Source organism: Azospirillum halopraeferens DSM 3675 (assembly GCF_000429625.1).
Lineage (GTDB): Bacteria > Pseudomonadota > Alphaproteobacteria > Azospirillales > Azospirillaceae > Azospirillum > Azospirillum halopraeferens.
Genome location: NZ_AUCF01000001.1, coordinates 544137 through 561730, shown reverse-complemented (window position 1 = coordinate 561730; position 17594 = coordinate 544137). Strand labels below are relative to the sequence as shown.

13 protein-coding genes are annotated in these 17594 nt (G+C 69.0%); 9 read left to right on the top strand and 4 right to left on the bottom strand.

Annotation, left to right across the window (positions count from 1 at the left end; translation table 11 throughout):
- The first annotated feature begins 37 nt into the window (after positions 1-37).
- Entirely contained in the window at positions 38-721 is a 684-nt protein-coding gene (gene aat / locus G472_RS30880; RefSeq protein WP_051340213.1) for a leucyl/phenylalanyl-tRNA--protein transferase, read from the top strand.
- Here aat and G472_RS0102660 read toward each other — a convergent pair.
- Together G472_RS0102660 and G472_RS36695 are read right to left on the bottom strand one after the other, a co-directional pair.
- Positions 676-1080: a DUF2155 domain-containing protein gene (locus G472_RS0102660; RefSeq protein ID WP_035690708.1), complete on the bottom strand. Its 405-nt coding sequence runs from the start codon at positions 1078-1080 to the stop codon at positions 676-678. The two genes, aat and G472_RS0102660, sit on opposite strands and share 46 nt — an antisense overlap.
- 39 nt (positions 1081-1119) lie before the next feature.
- Positions 1120-2820: a sensor histidine kinase gene (locus G472_RS36695; RefSeq protein WP_051340211.1), complete on the bottom strand. Its 1701-nt coding sequence runs from the start codon at positions 2818-2820 to the stop codon at positions 1120-1122.
- A 334-nt stretch (positions 2821-3154) separates the two neighbouring features.
- On the opposite strand from G472_RS36695, the gene treS reads away from it, so the two are divergent.
- The 4 genes from treS to G472_RS0102635 all read left to right on the top strand — a co-directional run bounded on the left by treS (position 3155) and on the right by G472_RS0102635 (position 12326).
- A complete protein-coding gene (gene treS, locus G472_RS0102650) occupies positions 3155-6472 on the top strand; it encodes a maltose alpha-D-glucosyltransferase (RefSeq protein WP_029007131.1) in 3318 nt (1105 codons plus the stop codon).
- Between the two features lie 62 nt (positions 6473-6534).
- Positions 6535-8778, top strand: coding sequence for a 1,4-alpha-glucan branching protein GlgB (glgB, locus tag G472_RS0102645; protein ID WP_051340209.1), 2244 nt, complete (start codon positions 6535-6537; stop codon positions 8776-8778).
- Between the two features lie 304 nt (positions 8779-9082).
- Positions 9083-11248 (top strand): glycogen debranching protein GlgX, encoded by a 2166-nt coding sequence (gene glgX, locus G472_RS30870; protein ID WP_035690705.1) that lies wholly within the window; start codon positions 9083-9085, stop codon positions 11246-11248.
- Positions 11249-11300: 52 nt separating this feature from the next.
- Positions 11301-12326, top strand: a complete 1026-nt coding sequence (locus tag G472_RS0102635; RefSeq protein ID WP_029007129.1) for a response regulator — start codon at positions 11301-11303, stop codon at positions 12324-12326.
- Here the strand turns inward: G472_RS0102635 and G472_RS0102630 are convergent.
- Positions 12323-13027, bottom strand: a complete 705-nt coding sequence (locus G472_RS0102630) for an HAD-IA family hydrolase (RefSeq protein ID WP_029007128.1) — start codon at positions 13025-13027, stop codon at positions 12323-12325. The genes G472_RS0102635 and G472_RS0102630 overlap by 4 nt on opposite strands.
- Positions 13028-13145: 118 nt before the next feature.
- Between G472_RS0102630 and G472_RS0102625 the strand changes: the two genes are divergently transcribed.
- Positions 13146-14384, top strand: coding sequence for an SLC13 family permease (locus G472_RS0102625; protein WP_029007127.1), 1239 nt, complete (start codon positions 13146-13148; stop codon positions 14382-14384).
- Positions 14385-14409: 25 nt separating this feature from the next.
- On the opposite strand, the gene ctrA is transcribed toward G472_RS0102625, so the two are convergent.
- On the bottom strand, positions 14410-15150 hold the full coding sequence (ctrA, locus tag G472_RS0102620; RefSeq protein ID WP_029007126.1) for a response regulator transcription factor CtrA: 741 nt from the start codon (positions 15148-15150) through the stop codon (positions 14410-14412).
- 292 nt (positions 15151-15442) lie between these two features.
- Here ctrA and fliI point away from each other — a divergent pair, with 292 nt between their 5' ends.
- The 3 genes from fliI to G472_RS0102605 are packed head-to-tail and all read left to right on the top strand — an operon-like array spanning position 15443 to position 17594.
- A complete protein-coding gene (fliI, locus tag G472_RS0102615) occupies positions 15443-16777 on the top strand; it encodes a flagellar protein export ATPase FliI (RefSeq protein WP_029007125.1) in 1335 nt (444 codons plus the stop codon).
- Entirely contained in the window at positions 16774-17217 is a 444-nt protein-coding gene (locus G472_RS0102610) for a flagellar FliJ family protein (RefSeq protein ID WP_084536386.1), read from the top strand. Before fliI ends, G472_RS0102610 begins: the two co-directional genes overlap by 4 nt.
- Positions 17214-17594 carry a hypothetical protein gene (locus G472_RS0102605; protein ID WP_029007123.1) on the top strand — a complete coding sequence of 127 codons (381 nt, stop codon included), beginning with the start codon at positions 17214-17216 and terminating at the stop codon, positions 17592-17594. The genes G472_RS0102610 and G472_RS0102605 overlap by 4 nt, the downstream gene beginning before the upstream one ends.

Here is a 17594-nt window from a genome sequence, read left to right as displayed (position 1 = left end):
ACGACTGCGGCCGGCGGACCCGCTATACTCCGATGCCATGATCGAGTTGAACGCACAGCTTCTGCTGCGGGCCTACGCGGCCGGCATCTTCCCCATGGCCGAGAGCGCCGAGTCGCCGGAGCTCTACTGGTTCGATCCGGAACGGCGGGGCATCCTGCCGCTCGACGCCTTCCACGTCCCGCGCACGCTCCGGCGCACCGTGCGCCGGGGCGGGTTTGAGGTGCGGGTGGACACGGACTTCGCCGCGGTCATCCGCGCCTGCGCCGAGCCGACGGCGGAGCGACCCAAGACCTGGATCAACGCCGACATCGTCCGCCTCTACTGCGAACTGCACGCCGCCGGCTTCGCCCACTCCGTCGAATGCCGGCGTGACGGGCGGCTGGCGGGCGGGCTCTACGGCGTGTCGCTGGGGTCCGCCTTCTTCGGGGAAAGCATGTTCAGCCGGGAGACGGACGCCAGCAAGGTGGCCCTGGTGCACCTGGTGGCGCGGCTCCGCGCCGCCGGCTACACGCTGCTCGACACCCAGTTCGTCACCGATCACCTCAGCCGGTTCGGCGCGGTGGAGATCCCCCGCGCCGAATACCGGCGCCGTCTTGCCGCGGCACTCTCCCGCACCGCCGACTTCGCCGGGGTGGATCAGGCACGTGCGGTGGCGGCGCTGCTGGACGGAATGGGTCAGGACGGATCGCCGCCGGTGCAGGACAGCACCCAGACGTCGTAGACCGGGCTTTCCATCGCCGACAGGGCGGGGCTGGACGCGAACATCCAGCCGCTGAACACCAGTTCCGCCTCCTCGCCCGGCCGGGCTTCCTCGACCTCCAGAAAGGCGGCGGACTCCGGCGGCTCGATGGGCGGATTTTCTTTGCACGCCCGCAGGGTCACCCGCAGGCCGCCGAACAGCTTGGTCTCGCCCACCGCAATGTCGAAGGTGGTGGTGCGCGCCGTGATCTTGTCCAGACCCTGCAGGCGGGCGACCGGACGATCGATCATCTGCCTGGGGGCCGGCGCCGCCGCGGCCGTGCCCGCCATCACAACCAGCGCGGCGACGGCCGCCGCACGCAGTGCCCGGGTCTTGCTCACGTCCGTTCGCTTTCGATCAGGGGAACCATGGTCGCCGCCTTATATCGTAACCCGCGCGCCGCGTCCAAGAGGCGGGGGAGGGGCGGGCGGTGCCGTACCGCCGGGATCGGGGAAGCGGACCGTCCAACGCGCACCGGGCCCTGCGTTCTCAACCGCCACCGTGCCGCCGATCTGGCGGGTCAACGATACGATCACCCGCATGCCCAGGCTGCCCGAGGTCCGGTGCGGATCGAACCCGTCCGGCACCCCGCACCCGTGGTCGCGCACGCCCAGCTCCAGGGCGCCGGCGGCGGGGCGGTGCAGCGTCACCGTGATGGTGCGGTCGTCGCCGGTGGCATGCGCGTGCTTGACGGCGTTGGTGATCAGCTCCGCGGCGATCAGGCCCAGTGACACCGCCGTGTCGGTGGGCAGCCGGGCGTCCGCCGCCTCCACCAGGCAGGTATGGTCGGGATGGCTGGCCGTGAGATCGTTGCAGAGGCGGCGCAGGTAGTCGGCCAGGTCGATGGTCGTGACGTCGTCGGTCTTGTAGAGCCGCTCATGCACCTGCGCCACGGCGCGGATGCGCTCCACGGCCCGGGCGAACGCCTCCTTGGCGTCGGGGTCGGCGATCCGGCGTTCCTGCATGGTGAACAGGCTCGATACGAGCTGGAGGGAGTTCTTCACCCGGTGGTTGATCTCCTTCAGCAGCAGGTCCTTGCGTTCGTTGGCGGTGCGCAGGTGGATCTCTGCGCGCGCACGTGCCTCCACCTCCCGGCGCAGGCGCGCCGTGGTCCGGGCGACCAGGACGAGATAGCCCGTGCCAAAGGCCGTCACCGCCAGCCCGAACAGCAGCGCCCACACCGCGCGGCCCTGCGCCGCGGCCGGCGTTGCCGCGGGGGTCGGGTCGAACGCCAGCACCCAGGGGCGCTGCCCCCACTCCACCGTCCGCCGCAACGCCGCGTCGGAAACGCGCGACGGTGCGGGACGGTCCATGGCGGCGACACTGACCAGGGGCGGTGAGCCCGCCGCGGCCTGAGGGTTGATCAGATGGATGTGGAACAGCGGTGTGGGGTAGGCGGCGAAGGCCGCGGCGACCACCCGGTCCAGGTGGAAGACGGTCGCGATCATCCCGCGGGGCGGGGAAAGGGCCCCGTGCGGCGGGGTGCCGCCCGGCCGTTCCGCAGCGACCGGGGCGAACAGCACCACCTCCGCCGCACCGGCAGGCGGCACCAGGTCCACCGGGCCGCCGGCGACGACCCGGTCGCCGGCGGCGGCCCGGCGCAGCACCCCGTGCAGCCCGTAGACCGACGCGGCGTCAAGACCGAGCAGGACCTTGGACGCTTCGGCCGGCTCCACCGTCGCGAAGGGATACAGATCGTGGTCGAAGAACGGGTCGTCGATCACGGCGCCGCCGGGCGCGCGGATGCCGGCGATGAGCGGGTCCAGGGCGCGCAACGCCCCGGCCATTCGTGCGGCGTGCTGCGGCGGGGTGCGCGGCAGCCAGGCCAGCGCCGCCATTCCCGCCAGGTCGGAGGCGATCAGGCCGGCGTGGTTGCGCAGGCTGCCGCGGTTGACGGTCCCGCTGGCCCCGTAGAGACCGGCGACCGCCGCGGTCACCGCCTCGCGGCGGGCGAACTGCTCGCGCAGCAGCCCGACATAGAGATCGGCCGAACGTCCGAGGCGGCTGAGCGTCTCCCGCTCCTCGAAGTGTGCCACGGTTTGGAAGGCCAGCAACGACAGGGCGGTCCCGACCGTCGCCACGGCCAGCGCCGGAATCCATCCTCCGCGGCGCCGACTCGTACGGCATTTGAACGGCATACGGCCTTCTATCATGGATCGGACGGGGACGTGCACCGTTGGATGTTCATAGGACCTTTGCCGTGGGTGCCGCGCCACACCCGGCCACCGGGCACCGTCCGTCGGTCATCCCCCGAACCGCAAGCTTGGCGTTGGCCGGTACCGTGGGCACATTGGAAGAGGTGCGCCGGACGGGTGAGAGGCCCCCGGTTCCCATTCCCCGGATCGGGACGCCGCAACGGATCCGCGGTGAACCTGTTCACCCCCTGGCAACCATCAACCGACCCGACCCCCCACCATGATCGATCGGCAGGATTCCCAGTGGTACAAGGACGCCGTCATTTACCAGCTTCACGTGAAGGCGTTCTATGATGCCAACAATGACGGCATCGGCGATTTCGCCGGGCTGACGCAGAAGCTGGACTACATCCAGGACCTGGGCGTTACGGCGTTGTGGCTCCTGCCTTTCTACCCCAGCCCGCTGCGTGACGACGGCTATGACATCGCGGATTACCGCGCGGTCAACCCCAACTATGGCTCCATCCGCGATTTCAAGACATTCCTGCGGGAATGCCACAGCCGCGGCCTGCGCGTGATCACCGAGCTGGTGGTGAACCACACCTCGGACCAGCATCCGTGGTTCCAGCGCGCCCGGCGCGCCAAACCCGGTTCCAACCACCGCGATTATTACGTCTGGTCCGACACCGATCAGAAGTACCAGGGAACGCGGATCATCTTCTGCGACACGGAAAAATCCAACTGGACCTGGGATGCCGAGGCGCAGGCGTATTACTGGCACCGCTTCTATTCTCACCAGCCGGATCTGAACTTCGACAATCCGCGGGTGTTGCAGGAGGTGCTGAACACCATGCGCTTCTGGTTGGACATGGGGGTCGACGGGCTGCGCCTCGACGCCGTGCCCTACCTGAAGGAGCGCGAGGGCACCAACAACGAGAACCTGCCCGAAACCCATGACGTTCTGCGCCGCATCCGCGCCGCCATCGACGAGGGATACGGCGACCGCATGCTCCTGGCCGAGGCGAACCAGTGGCCGGAGGACGTGCTGCCGTACTTCGGCGACCCCGCCAACGGGGCCGGCGAGTGCCACATGGCCTTTCACTTCCCGCTGATGCCGCGCATCTACATGGCGGTGGCGCTGGAGGACCGGCACCCCATCGCCGACATCATGCGCCAGACCCCGGACATCCCCGAGGGGAGCCAGTGGGCCATCTTCCTGCGCAACCACGACGAGCTGACGCTGGAGATGGTCACCGACCGGGAACGGGACTATCTCTGGAACTTCTACGCCGCCGACCGGCGCATGCGCATCAACCTGGGCATCCGCCGCCGGCTGGCGCCGCTGCTGGACAACGACCGCCGCAAGATCGAGCTGCTGAACAGCCTGCTGATGTCGATGCCGGGTACCCCGGTGCTCTATTACGGCGACGAGATCGGCATGGGCGACAACGTGTTCCTGGGCGACCGCGACGGCGTGCGCACGCCCATGCAGTGGTCCCCCGACCGCAACGGCGGCTTTTCCAAGGCGGACCCGGCGCGCCTGTATCTGCCGCCGATCATGGACCCGATCTACGGCTTCGACGCGGTGAACGTGGAGGCGCAGACCCGCAGTCCCTCGTCGCTGCTGAACTGGATGAAACGGCTGATCGCCGTGCGCCAGCAGCGCAAGGCGTTCGGGCGGGGCACGTTGCGCTTCCTCTATCCGGGCAACCGCAAGATCCTGGCCTATATGCGCACGCTGGACCACGAAGACGGCCCGGAGGAAGTGGTGCTGTGCGTCGCCAACCTGTCGCGCTCGGCCCAGGCGGTGGAACTGGACCTGCGGGCCTGGAAGGGCCGGGTGCCGGTGGAACTGCTGGGCCGCACCGCCTTCCCACCGGTGGGCGATCTGCCCTACCTGCTGACGCTGCCGGCGTACGGCTTCTACTGGTTCGCGCTGACCACCGAAAGCGAGTTGCCGAGCTGGCACGAGACCGCGCCGGAGCCCATGCCCGACCTGGTGACGCTGGTGGCCCGCGATGGCTGGCGGGGGCTGACCGGCGGGCGCACGGCGCAGGAGATCGACAACGACCTGCTGCCGGCCTTCGTCCCCAATCAGCGCTGGTTCGGCGCCAAGGACCGCGAGATCCGGGGCACCCACATCGGGCTGTCCGCCGAGCTGCCGGGCGAGGGCGACGGCTTCCTGCTGGCGCGCGTCGACGTGCTGCTGGGAGGCGGGGAGGCGCCCCAGTCCTACTTCATGCCCCTGGCCATGAGCTGGGAGGAGAACGCCGGCGGCACCGGCTGGCCGCTGTTGCCCTACACGCTGGCAAGGGTGCGGCGGGGCCCGAAGTCGGGCGCGCTCTATGACGGCGCGCAGTCCGGTGCCTTCGCGCTGGCCCTGATCGAGGCGCTGCGCCGGCGCCAGGACATTCCGGCCACGGAGGGGCGCATCCGCTTCGTGCCCACCACCGCCCTGGATTCGCTGCGGCTCTCCGACGAGCCGGAAGTCCGCAGCCTGGGGGTGGAGCAGAGCAACACCTCCCTGCTGGTGGACAGCCAGGCGGTCATCAAGGTGCTGCGCCGCCTGCAACCCGGCGATCACCCGGAACTGGAGGTCGGCCGTTTCCTGACCGAGTCGGCCGGATTCGCCCACACCCCGCCGCTGCTGGGGGCCGTGGAGCACGTGGACGGGACCGGCACCGCGACGACGCTGGCCATCATCCAGGGCTTTGTGCGCAACCAGGGTGACGGCTGGAAGTTCACCATCGAGTATCTGGAACGGGAGTTCGACGAGATCCGCCTGGGCGTCAACCATGTGGATGACGAGACGGACGACGGCGTGCCCTTCGGCATGTATCTCCACCTGGCCGCGGTTCTGGGCCAGCGGACGGCGGAGATGCACCGGGCGTTCGCCCTGAACACCGGCAACCCCGCCTTCGACCCGGAGCCGGTCACGGCGGACGACCTGCGCGCCTGGAGCGACCGGGCCGTTACACAGGCGGAGGCGGCCTTCAACGCGCTGAGCGGCGCCATCGACCGGCTGACCGGCGAGACCCGCGCGGACGCGGAGTCGCTGCTGGCCCGCCGGGCGGACGTGATGGCCCGCCTGACCGACGCCGCCCGGCATCCCGTGCGCACGGTCAAGACGCGCATCCACGGGGACTATCACCTGGGCCAGGTGTTGAGCGCCCAGAACGACTTCTACGTCATCGACTTTGAAGGGGAGCCGGCGAAATCCCTGGAGGAGCGGCGCGGCAAACGCTCGCCCCTGGTGGACGTCGCGGGTATGCTGCGATCGTTCAACTATGCGGCCTGGGCCGCCATCTTCCGCCTCGACGAACAGGTGCTGGAGCAGGGACCGGGGCCGTCGCGTCTGAAGGAGGCGGCTCGCGAATGGGAGCGGCGGACCGTCGTCGCCTTCCTCAGCGCTTACCGCGCCACCATCGAGGGGTGTGCGAGCTGGCCGGAGGACGAGGAGGCGGGACAGCGCCTGCTGGCGCTGTTCCTGATGGAGAAGGCGCTTTATGAGATCGCCTATGAGGCGGCCAACCGTCCGGGCTGGCTGTGCATCCCCGTAAAGGGCATGCTCGGCCTGCTGGACGAGGGTGTCGTGTGAGAGGAGTTGCGCCGTCGCGCTGTTGAGCGGGGGTGACGAGAGAGGAGAGGGGAGCAGATCCGATGCCCAACGACGTCCGCACAGGTCCGGAGACGGTTCCGGACACCACCGCGGCGCTGCGCGAGGGAATCGAGGCCATCGTCCGCGCCGACCATGGTGATCCCTTTGCCGTCCTCGGCATGCACCGGGACGGCGACGACGCACCGGTCGAGGTTCGCGCCTTCCTGCCCGGAGCCGACGCCGTCACGGTGATCGACCGGGCCACCGGCCAACCGGCCGGGGAGATGGAACGGGTGCACGGCGACGGCTTCTTCCGCGCCGTCCTGACCGACCGGCGGGAGCCCTTCCGCTACCGCCTGCGCGTGACCTACCCGCTGGCCACGCTGGAGTTCGAGGACGCCTACCGGTTCGGCCCGGTGCTGGGAGAACTGGACATCCACCTGCTGGCCGAGGGCACGCACCTCAAGACCTATGAACGCATGGGGGCTCACCCCCGCGAGGTCGACGGGGTGCCGGGGGTCGCCTTCGCGGTGTGGGCACCAAACGCCCGGCGCGTCAGCGTCGTCGGCGATTTCTGCGACTGGGACGGCCGCCGCCTGCCCATGCGCAAGCGCGTCGAGGCCGGCGTGTGGGAGATCTTCGTGCCCCACGCGGAGCCCGGCCAGCGCTACAAGTTCGAGATCCGGGGGCCGGAGGGCAACCTCCTGCCCCTGAAGGCCGACCCCTATGCCTTCCGCAGCGAGATGCGGCCGCAGACCGCCTCGGTCGTCCACGGCCTGCAGGCCCACGACTGGACGGATGGCGACTGGATGCAGCAGCGTGCGCAGCTTCACGCGCGCGAAGCGCCGATGAGCGTGTACGAGGTCCACCTGGGGTCCTGGGCGCGCGTGCCGGAGGAGGACAACCGGTTCCTCACCTACGACGAACTGGCGGAGCGGCTGGTTCCCTACGTGCGCGACCTGGGCTTCACCCACATCGAGCTGCTGCCGGTCACCGAGCATCCCTTCGACGGCTCCTGGGGCTATCAGCCCATCGGCCTTTATGCCCCCACCAGCCGCCACGGCTCGCCCGAGGACTTCAAGCGCTTCGTCGACACCTGCCACCGCGCCGGGATCGGCGTGATTCTCGACTGGGTGCCCGGCCATTTCCCGACCGACCAGCACGGGCTGGGCCTGTTCGACGGCACGCACCTGTACGAGCATGCCGACCCGCGCCAGGGGTTCCACATGGACTGGAACACCCTGATCTACAATTTCGGCCGGCGTGAGGTGCAGAACTTCCTGCTGGGCAACGCCCTGTTCTGGCTGGACCAGTATCATCTGGACGGGCTGCGCGTCGACGCGGTGGCGTCGATGCTCTATCTCGACTATTCCCGCAAGGAAGGGGAGTGGATTCCCAACCGGTTCGGCGGCCGCGAGAACCTGGAGTCGATCGCCTTTCTCAAGCGGATGAACGAGCTGGCCTACGGCAATCACCCCGGCGTCACCACGGTGGCGGAGGAGTCCACCGCCTGGCCCGGCGTGTCACGGCCGGTCTATCTCGGCGGGCTCGGCTTCGGGTACAAGTGGAACATGGGCTGGATGCATGACACCCTGGACTATATGTCCAAGGATCCCATCCATCGCCGCTACCATCACCATGAACTGACGTTCGGCCTGCTCTACCAATACTCGGAGAATTTCGTCCTGCCGCTCAGCCACGACGAGGTGGTGCACGGCAAGGGATCGCTGATCAACAAGATGCCGGGCGACGAGTGGCAGAAGTTCGCCAACCTGCGCGCCTACTATGGCTTCATGTTCACCCACCCCGGCAAGAAGCTGCTGTTCATGGGCGGCGAGTTCGCCCAGTGGCGGGAATGGAACGATGCCGCCAGCCTGGACTGGCACCTGCTGATCGAGCCGCAGCACAAGGGCATCCGGGACCTGATCCGCGACCTGAACAGCCTCTACCGTGACGAGACGGCCCTGCACGAGTTGGACTGCGAGCCCGGCGGGTTCGAGTGGATCGAGGCGAACGACAGCGACAACTCCGTGCTGGCCTTCCTGCGCAAGGGCCGTGATCCGGAGCACGTCTTTGTCGTGGTCTGCAACTTCACCCCCGTGCCGCGCGATGGCTACCGGGTCGGCATCTCGCTTCCCGGCCACTACGCCGAGCGTCTCAACACCGACGACGTGAAGTACGGCGGCAGCGGCGTGGGCAACCCCAACGGCTACACCTGCGAGGACACCTCCTGGCACGGCCGCCCCCACTCCCTGAACCTGATCCTGCCGCCGCTGGGCACGGTGGTTCTGGAACGGCGGGGGTGAGGGCGGGGGGCAGTTCACGGGTGACACTCACCGTTCCGGAGCGGAATTGGCGGCAAGCGTCGGTATGATCGTGACGCACCGGCGGGCCTCGCGCGTAACCTGAACGACACGCCGGCGAAACATACGGGGGTGCTGCGGACGAGAAAGGCGGGGTGTGGCTTGACGCCCGTCAGTTGTCCCTTGATTGTTGCTGACCCCTCCGCTGCTTCGCGGTCCCCCCACCGCAGTCCTCCTCGACGCCGATGCCCCTCAGCCGCTGCGCCCCGCCGCATTCCGATGCCGTTCCCCGCCGGAGCCCGACCTGATGGCGAACGGATCTTCCCGCATGACGGTGTGGCCGGGGCGCCCCCATCCGCTGGGCGCCGATTGGGACGGGTTCGGGGTCAATTTTGCGCTGTTCTCCGCCAACGCCGAGAAGGTGGAGCTGTGCCTGTTCGACAAGACCGGACAGCGGGAGGTCGAACGGATCACCATGCCGGAGCAGACCGATGAGGTCTGGCACTGCTACCTGCCCGAGGCGCGGCCCGGCCTGCTGTACGGCTATCGCGTCCACGGTCCCTACGATCCGGCCAACGGCCACCGGTTCAATCCGAACAAGCTTCTGCTCGATCCCTATGCCCGGGCGCTGATGGGGGCGATCCGGTGGTCGGACGCCCACTACGGCTACCGCGTCGGCTCCACGCGCGAAGACCTGTCCTTCGACCGCCGGGACAACGCCCGCGCCATGCCCAAATGCCGGGTGGTCGACCGGGCCTTCACCTGGGGCGGCGAGCGGCGGCCCAACGTCTCCTGGTCGGAAACCATCGTCTACGAAACCCATGTGCGCGGGTTCACCATGCTGAACCCGCAGGTGCCCAAGCCGCTGCGCGGCACGTTTGCGGGCATGTCGACGCAGGCGGTCATCGACTACCTGCGCGCGCTGGGGGTGACGGCCGTGGAATTCCTGCCGGTGCACGCCTTCATCGACGACCGGCATCTCGTGGCGCAGGGGCTTCACAACTATTGGGGCTATAACTCGGTCGCGTTCTTCGCACCGGAACCGCGCTACATGACCACCGGTGTGCTGTCGGAGTTCAAGACGATGGTGTCCCGTCTGCACGAGGCGGGCATCGAGGTGTTCCTGGACGTCGTCTACAACCACACCGGCGAGGGCAACCATCTGGGGCCGACGCTGAGCTTCCGCGGCATCGACAACGCCAGCTACTACCGCCTGATGCCGGGGGACAGGCGCTATTACATCAACGACACCGGCACCGGCAACACGCTGAACCTCTGTCACCCGCGGGTGCTGCAGATGGTGATGGACAGCCTGCGCTACTGGGTCACCGACATGCACGTGGATGGGTTCCGGTTCGACCTGGCGACCGTGCTGGGGCGGGAATCCTACGGCTACGATCCCGGGTCCGGCTTCCTCGACGCCGTGCGGCAGGACCCGGTGCTGGCCGGCGTCAAGCTGATCGCCGAGCCGTGGGATATCGGCCCCGGCGGCTACCAGGTCGGCAACTTCCCGCCGGGCTGGGCGGAATGGAACGACCGCTACCGCGACACCGTGCGCGCCTACTGGCGCGGCGACGAGGGCAAGCTGCCGGAACTGGCCGGGCGCATCGCCGGCTCCGCCGATCTGTTCGAGAAGCGCGGGCGCAAGGCGTGGTCGTCGGTCAACTTCGTCACCGCCCACGACGGCTTCACGCTGCAGGACCTCGTCTCCTACAACGAGAAGCACAATTGGGCGAACGGGGAAGGCAACCGGGACGGGCATTCCGCCAACTACTCCTGGAATCACGGCGTCGAAGGGGAGACCGACGACCCGGCGATCCGGCAGGTGCGCGAGCGGCAGAAGCGCAATCTGCTGGCGACCCTCCTGCTGTCCCAGGGCACGCCGATGCTGCTGGCCGGTGACGAGGTCGGGCACAGCCAGGACGGGAACAACAACGCCTATTGTCAGGACAATGAACTGACCTGGATCGACTGGGCGCGCCGCCAGGCCGAATCGGCCGACCTGCTGGCGTTCGTCCGGCGGCTGATCGCCCTGCGCAAGGCACACCCGGTGCTGCGCCGGCCCAACTTCCTGCACGGGCGGGCCGCCTCGCCCGAGGGGCTGAAGGACATCGTCTGGTACACGCCGCTCGGCAACGAGAAGACGGCCGAGCAATGGCGCAACCTCCACGCCCGCTGCATCGGGCTGCTGCTGAACGGGCATGCCGGCGACTACCTCGGCGCCGAGGGGCGGCCGGTGGACGACGCGGTGCTGCTGATCGTGCTGAACGCCCACCACGACACGGTGTCGTTCGTCCTGCCGGTGGTGCCCGGCGGGCGGGGCTGGCGGTGCGTGCTCGACACCCGGGTCGCCGACGGGGCCGGTGACGGCCGCATGCACCTGTCCGGCCGGCCGGTCGCGATCGACGGACGTTCCACCCTGGTCTTCGCGCTGGTCGAAAGCCCTGCGACGGAAGGCGTTACTCCCCGTTAACGATCGCCGTGCTTTAAGTCGTACGCATATCAGTCCTCCGATCGAGGCCGCCATGCTTTCGTATGACTTGTCCCTTGCCGACGCCGCGGTCATCGATTCGCAGTACCCTACCCAGCGCCTGTTCCGCGACATGCTGATCCGGCTGGGCCTGAAGACGGTCACGACCTACGGGTCGTTTCAGGAGGCGGCCACCCTGCTGGCGGCGGCCACACCGGATCTGGTGCTCATCGACGCCGACGGCGAGGACGGGGAGGCGTTCCGTTTCGTCCGTTCCCTGCGCAACGAGCCGGGAACCCCCAACCCCTACACCTGCCTGATCGCCACGACCTGGCAGCCGACGCCCACCCTGCTGCTGCGCGTCACCAACTCCGGCGTCGATGACCTGATGGTCAAGCCGGTGTCGCCCAAGCAGGTGCAGGACCGCATCGTCACCCTCATCGAGAACCGCAAGAGCTTCGTGGTCACCGCCGACTTCACCGGTCCGGACCGTCGCAAGTCGCCGCGCGAAGGCGCTGCGGTGCCATTGATCGACGTCCCCAACACCCTGCGGCTGAAGGCCACAGGCAAGTGGACGGCCGCCGGCCTGCGGCTGGCGATGCAGCAGGCCAACGTCCGGGTGAACGAGCAGAAGCGCCTGCGCGCCAGCATCCAGGCGGCGTTCCTGGTGGAGTTCGCCGCCACCGGCCTGACGGGAGGCCAACCCGACCGCATGGCGCTGGAGCATCTGTCGCGGGTTCCGGTGATCGTGGACGAACTCCTGCGCCGCCTGCCCGAGGGGAACGACGGGACATCCGCCGTCGCCAACGCTTGCCGATCCCTGAAGGATGGCGTGGAGCGGCTGCGCTCCATAGCCGACTCCGGCTCATTCGCCGGGGCGGGGGAGGAGGTGTCGCGCGTCCGTGCCGTGGCGCAGGCCCTGATGGAGGCCGTCGACCCCGCCCGCGCACCGGAGGCGCTGACGGCCGAGGTCGCCACCGCCGTGGCCGGGTATCGCAGCCGACTGGAGCAGATGGCCCGGGCGAAGCTCGCGGAATCGGCGCGCGCCGCGGCGCCCGAAGCCGCCGGTCCGGCGGTTTAGGCTTTGGTGTGGATGCTCCGCAGGTCGTCCAGCGTCACCGATCCGAAGTCGGGGAAGACGGCGGCGGCCCCGGTGAAATCGTCACCGTCGGTGTAGACGCTCGTGCTCACCACCACCGCGATGCCCGCACCGGTCGCGGCGGCGACCCCGTTGGGCGAGTCCTCCAGGGCGATGCAGGCGGAGGCCGGCAGGCCGATGCGCTCCAACACCACGCGGTAGACCATGGGGTCCGGTTTTTTGGGCGGAGCGTCGTCGGCGCAGGCGAACGTGGCGAACCAGCCGTGGCCGGTGCCGCCGGTGTTGGCGTCCAGCAGCGCGTCCACGTTCGCGCGCGTCGTCGTCGTCGCCACCGCGAGGATGAGGCCGGCGGCTCGCGCCTCCTCGATCAGGCGGGCCACGCCGGGCCGGAAGGGGACGCCGCCTTCGCGCACCATGCCGGTGTAGATCTCCGTCTTGCGGGCGTGCACGTCGCGCACCAGCGCGTCGATGCCGGTGCGCCCGGGGTCGTGGTCCGCGGCGTAGGCACGGATGCGTTCCTTGCCGCCGGATACCGCCAGCAGCGCGCGGTAGAGCGTGCGGTCCCAGGACCAGGGAATGCCGGCCTCCTCAAAGGCGCGGTTGAAGGCCAGGCGGTGCACCTCCTCGGTCTCCGCCAGGGTGCCGTCAACGTCAAAGATCAGGGCGCGCAGCGGTTCGACCATGCTCGGGTCTCCATCGGTTGGCCCGCTCTATTATCAGTTTCACGGCATGCAAGCCACCGCTTGTGGGGGCCGGCCGGCCGGTGTATGCGTCCCGCCGTTCCTCCACCCGGTGCCGCCCATGACCGCCGCCGTACTCGTGCTGTTCGCCGCCACCTATGTGGGCATGGCCCTGGGGCGCTTTCCGGGGCTGCGGATCGACCGGACGGGGATCGCATTGACCGCGGCCATCCTGATGCTGGCGGGCGGCGTGCTGACCACCGGACAGGTGGTGGAGGCCATCGACTTTCCCACTCTGTTCATCCTGTTCGGCCTGATGATCCTGTCGGCGCAGTACGCCGCCAGCGGCTTCTACGACTGGTGCGCCTGGCGCATCGCCACCGGCGCCCGCTCGCCCGCCGGGCTTCTGGCGGTGACGGTCGCGGTGGCCGGCGGGCTGTCGGCGGTGCTGGCCAACGATGTGGTGGTCTTCGCCATGACACCCATGCTGTGCGTCGGGTTGCAGCGGCGGGGGCTGGACCCGCGCCCGTTCCTGATCGGGCTGGCCGGCGCCGCCAACGCCGGTTCCGCCGCCACCATCATCGGCAACCCCCAGAACATCCTGATCGCCCAGCTCGGCGGGCTGGAGTTCTGGCGTTTCCTGGCGGTCTGCGGTGTGCCGGCGCTGGCCGGTCTGGCGGTGGTCCACGGGGTGGTGTGGTGGGTCTGGCGCGGCCGATGGCACCTGCCCACGGGCGCCCCGGCCGGCAGCGACGGGCCGGCACCCGTGCCGGACCGCTGGCAGTTGGGCAAGGCGGTGGCGGCGACGGCGGCGCTGCTGGTGATGTTCGCCACCCCTCTGCCTCACGAGACGGGGGTGCTGCTGATCGCCGGGGCGATGCTGGTCAGCCGCCGTCTGGCCAGCCGGTCGATGCTGGGCATGGTGGACTGGCACCTGTTGGTGCTGTTCGCCGGGCTGTTCGCGGTCAACCGGGGCCTGGCGGAGACGGGACTGCCGGCCGAGGCGGTATCGTGGCTGGCCGCGGCGGGGCACCTGCCCGACCGGCTGGATGTGCTGGCGCCGCTGGCGCTGTTCGCCAGCAACACCGTGGGGAACGTGCCGGCGGTGGTGCTGCTGCTGTCGGCCTGGCCGGCCCCGCCGGAGGGGGCGCTCTACGGCCTGGCGCTGCTGTCGACCCTGGCCGGCAACCTGTTGCTGCTCGGCAGCCTGGCCAACATCATCGTCGTGGAGCGGGCGGAGCAGGCGGGGGTGCGGCTGGGCTTCCGGGAGCACGCGCGCTGCGGCATTCCCATGGCGCTGCTGTCCATGGGAATGGCCGTGCTGTGGCTGTGGGCGACGGGATGGATGCCTCTGCGCTGACGCGCCGCAGCATCCGTGGAATTCGTCACTCGGCCGTGTGGTGGTGGGCCGCCTGTGCCTTGCCGCCGGGGGCCGGAAGGGGCGCATCCTCGTGCGGGTCACGCAGGACGTAGCCGCGCCCCCACACCGTCTCGATGTAGTTGTCGCCCTGGGTGGCCGCCGCCAGCTTCTTGCGCAGCTTGCAGACGAACACGTCGATGATCTTCAGCTCCGGCTCGTCCATGCCGCCATAGAGATGGTTCAGGAACATCTCCTTGGTCAGGGTCGTGCCCTTGCGCAGGGACAGCAGTTCCAGGATGCCGTATTCCTTGCCCGTCAGGTGCAGGGGCTGGCTGTCCACCTCGACCGTGCGGGTGTCCAGGTTGACGGTCAGGCGGCCGGTGCGGATGACGCTGTCGGAATGACCCTTGGACCGGCGGACGATCGCCTGGATGCGGGCGATCAGCTCGCGCTTGTCGAAGGGCTTGGTCAGGTAGTCGTCGGCGCCGAACCCCAGACCCTTGATCTTGTTGTCCATCTCCGACAGGCCGGAGAGGATGAGGATCGGTGTCGTCACCCGTGCGGCGCGCAGTCGCCGCAGGACCTCGTACCCGTCGATGTCAGGAAGCATCAGGTCCAGGATGATGATGTCGTAGTCGTACAGCTTTCCGATCTCGAGCCCGTCTTCGCCCAGGTCGGTGGAATCGACGATATAGCCTTCCGATTGGAGCATCAGTTCGATGCTCTTCGCGATGGACGAATCGTCCTCAACCAGCAGAACCCTCATGGTCTTGTCCCGACGTTACCTATGGTGCCGTTCCGATCCCGAGCCCCAACCTGCGGCAGGTTTCTTCGATCCGGTGCGGCCTGCCAGCCTCAACACCCCGGATCGCGTGTTTACACAAGTTAACAGACGATTCAGCTTAACGCCAGTCCGGATATGCTTCACGGATCGTTAAGCATTCCGGCCGATGATGAACGGCATCGATCCGGGCGGGTGCGCCCGTGGCGGGTGACGCCGCGGCCGCCATGCCGGCAGCCGGACCGGACCCGTTCAAGACAGCAGCGACAGCACGCCCGTGCCCGCCGATATCGCCCGTCTCCTGGAAGACATCGACTCATTGCCCGACGTCCGCCGGTTCGGGCGGGTGACGGCCATTCAAGGGCTTCTGGCCGAGGTCGGCGGCATCGAGAAGGAATTGGCGATCGGCGGCCGCTGCATCGTCGAGGCGCGCGACGGGCGCCGCATCCCGTGCGAGGTGGTGGGATTCCGCCAGGGTCGGGCGCTGCTGATGCCCTTCGGGTCGCTGGACGGCGTGGGCCTGGGCTGCCGGGCCGTTGTGTCGGAAGGGCAGCCGGCCATCTATCCCTGTGACGCATGGCTGGGGCGCGTCATCAACGCCCTGGGGGAACCGGTGGACGGCAAGGGGCCGCTGCCCCGCGGCACCCGGCCGATCCCGGTGCGCAACACGCCCCCTTCGGCCCACACCCGCCAGCGCGTGGGGCAGAAGATCGACCTGGGCGTGCGCGCGATCAACACCTTCCTGACCTGCTGCCGCGGCCAGCGCATGGGCATCTTCGCCGGCTCGGGCGTGGGCAAGTCGTCGCTGATGTCCATGCTGGCCCGCTATTCCGAGGCACAGGTGGCGGTCATCGGCCTGCTGGGCGAACGCGGCCGCGAGTTGCAGGAGTTCATCACCGAGGACCTGGGGGAGGAGGGGCTGGCCCGCAGCGTCGTCGTCTGCGCCACCTCCGACGAGCCGCCGCTGATGCGCCGGCAGGCCGCCTACATGACCATGGCGGTGGCGGAGTATTTCCGCGACCGCGGCATGGACGTGCTGTGCATGATGGACAGCGTCACCCGCTTCGCCATGGCCCAGCGGGAGATCGGCCTGTCCGCCGGCGAACCGCCGACCACCAAGGGCTATCCCCCCACCGTCTTCGCCGAGCTGCCGCGCCTGCTGGAACGTGCCGGGCCGGGGGCGATCGGGTCCGGCACCATCACCGGCCTGTTCACCGTGCTGGTGGAAGGCGACGACCACAACGAACCCATCGCCGACGCGGTGCGCGGCATCCTGGACGGCCACATCGTTCTGGAGCGCCAGATCGGCGAGCGCGGGCGCTATCCCGCCATCAACATCCTGCGCAGCGTGTCGCGCACCATGCCGGGATGCAACACCGAGGCCGAGAACCAGATCGTCGCCGCGGCGCGCCAGCTCCTGGCCGCCTACGACAACATGGCGGAGATGATCCGGCTCGGCGCCTACCGGCGCGGCACCGATCAGGAGGTCGACCTCGCCATCCACTTCCAGCCGGCGCTGGAGGCGTTCCTGCGGCAGAGCAAGCGGGAAAAGACCGACCTCGCCATGGGATACTCCATGCTGGCTGAGATCCTCGGGGTGCCCTGGCAGTGAACTCGCTGAAGACCGTCATCCGCCTGCACAAGTGGCAGCTCGACGAAAAGCGCCGCGCGCTCGCCGACCTGCAAAGCCTGGGCGACCGCCTGCGCGGCGAGGCGGAGAAGCTGGAGCAGGAAATCCTGCACGAGCAGCGCACGGCGCTGGAGCACGGCGAGGTCGCCTTCGGCTACGCCAGCTTCGCCCGCGCCGCCCGCGAGCGCCAGCAGCGCCTCGCCCAGTCCATCCGCGAGGTGGAACGCCAGATCGCCGCGGCGACCGAGGTCATGGCCGAGGCGTTCCAGGAGCTGAAGCGCTATGAACTCGCGGAGGAGGAGCGCCAGCGGCGCGAGACCGAGAAGCTGAAGCGGCGCGAGGCGGCCCTGCTGGATGAAACGGCGCTGGTCGGCTACCGCCGCCGCCAGCAGCGCGACCAGGAGAGCGGAACCGGGCTATGAGCGGGCACGGCGAAGGGCGCCTCTATCGGGTCAAGGGGCTGGGTGGCCACATCGACGTCTATGAGGACCGGGTGGAGATCCACCGGGGCGGCATGCTGCAGTTCTTCCTGGAGCTGTTCCGGATCTACGACGGGGACACCGAGACGGTGATCGCCCGCGACAAGATCACCGCCGTCACGCTGGTGGAGCCGTGGTTCTGGCCGGGCTATGTCCGCTTCTCCTATGATGGCGCGGCCGAGCGCTGGCCCCATTACTGGCAGGACGCGATGACGCCGAACGCCCTGCTGATGGGCTATATCGACAACCGCGGCTTTCATCGCCTAAAGAGGTTGCTGGACGCGGAGCACCGTCGCGTGGTTCCGTCCGCCGGAGCTTAG

Bases quoted from the DNA above. Each gene is read 5' to 3' on its own strand.
- G472_RS0102635 (WP_029007129.1), top strand. From the start codon at position 11,301: ATGCTTTCGTATGACTTGTCCCTTGCCGACGCCGCGGTCATCGATTCG.
- glgB (WP_051340209.1), top strand. From the start codon at position 6,535: ATGCCCAACGACGTCCGCACAGGTCCGGAGACGGTTCCGGACACCACC.
- ctrA (WP_029007126.1), bottom strand. From the start codon at position 15,150: ATGAGGGTTCTGCTGGTTGAGGACGATTCGTCCATCGCGAAGAGCATC.
- treS (WP_029007131.1), top strand. From the start codon at position 3,155: ATGATCGATCGGCAGGATTCCCAGTGGTACAAGGACGCCGTCATTTAC.
- G472_RS0102605 (WP_029007123.1), top strand. From the start codon at position 17,214: ATGAGCGGGCACGGCGAAGGGCGCCTCTATCGGGTCAAGGGGCTGGGT.
- G472_RS0102630 (WP_029007128.1), bottom strand. From the start codon at position 13,027: ATGGTCGAACCGCTGCGCGCCCTGATCTTTGACGTTGACGGCACCCTG.
- G472_RS0102625 (WP_029007127.1), top strand. From the start codon at position 13,146: ATGACCGCCGCCGTACTCGTGCTGTTCGCCGCCACCTATGTGGGCATG.
- glgX (WP_035690705.1), top strand. From the start codon at position 9,083: ATGGCGAACGGATCTTCCCGCATGACGGTGTGGCCGGGGCGCCCCCAT.
- aat (WP_051340213.1), top strand. From the start codon at position 38: ATGATCGAGTTGAACGCACAGCTTCTGCTGCGGGCCTACGCGGCCGGC.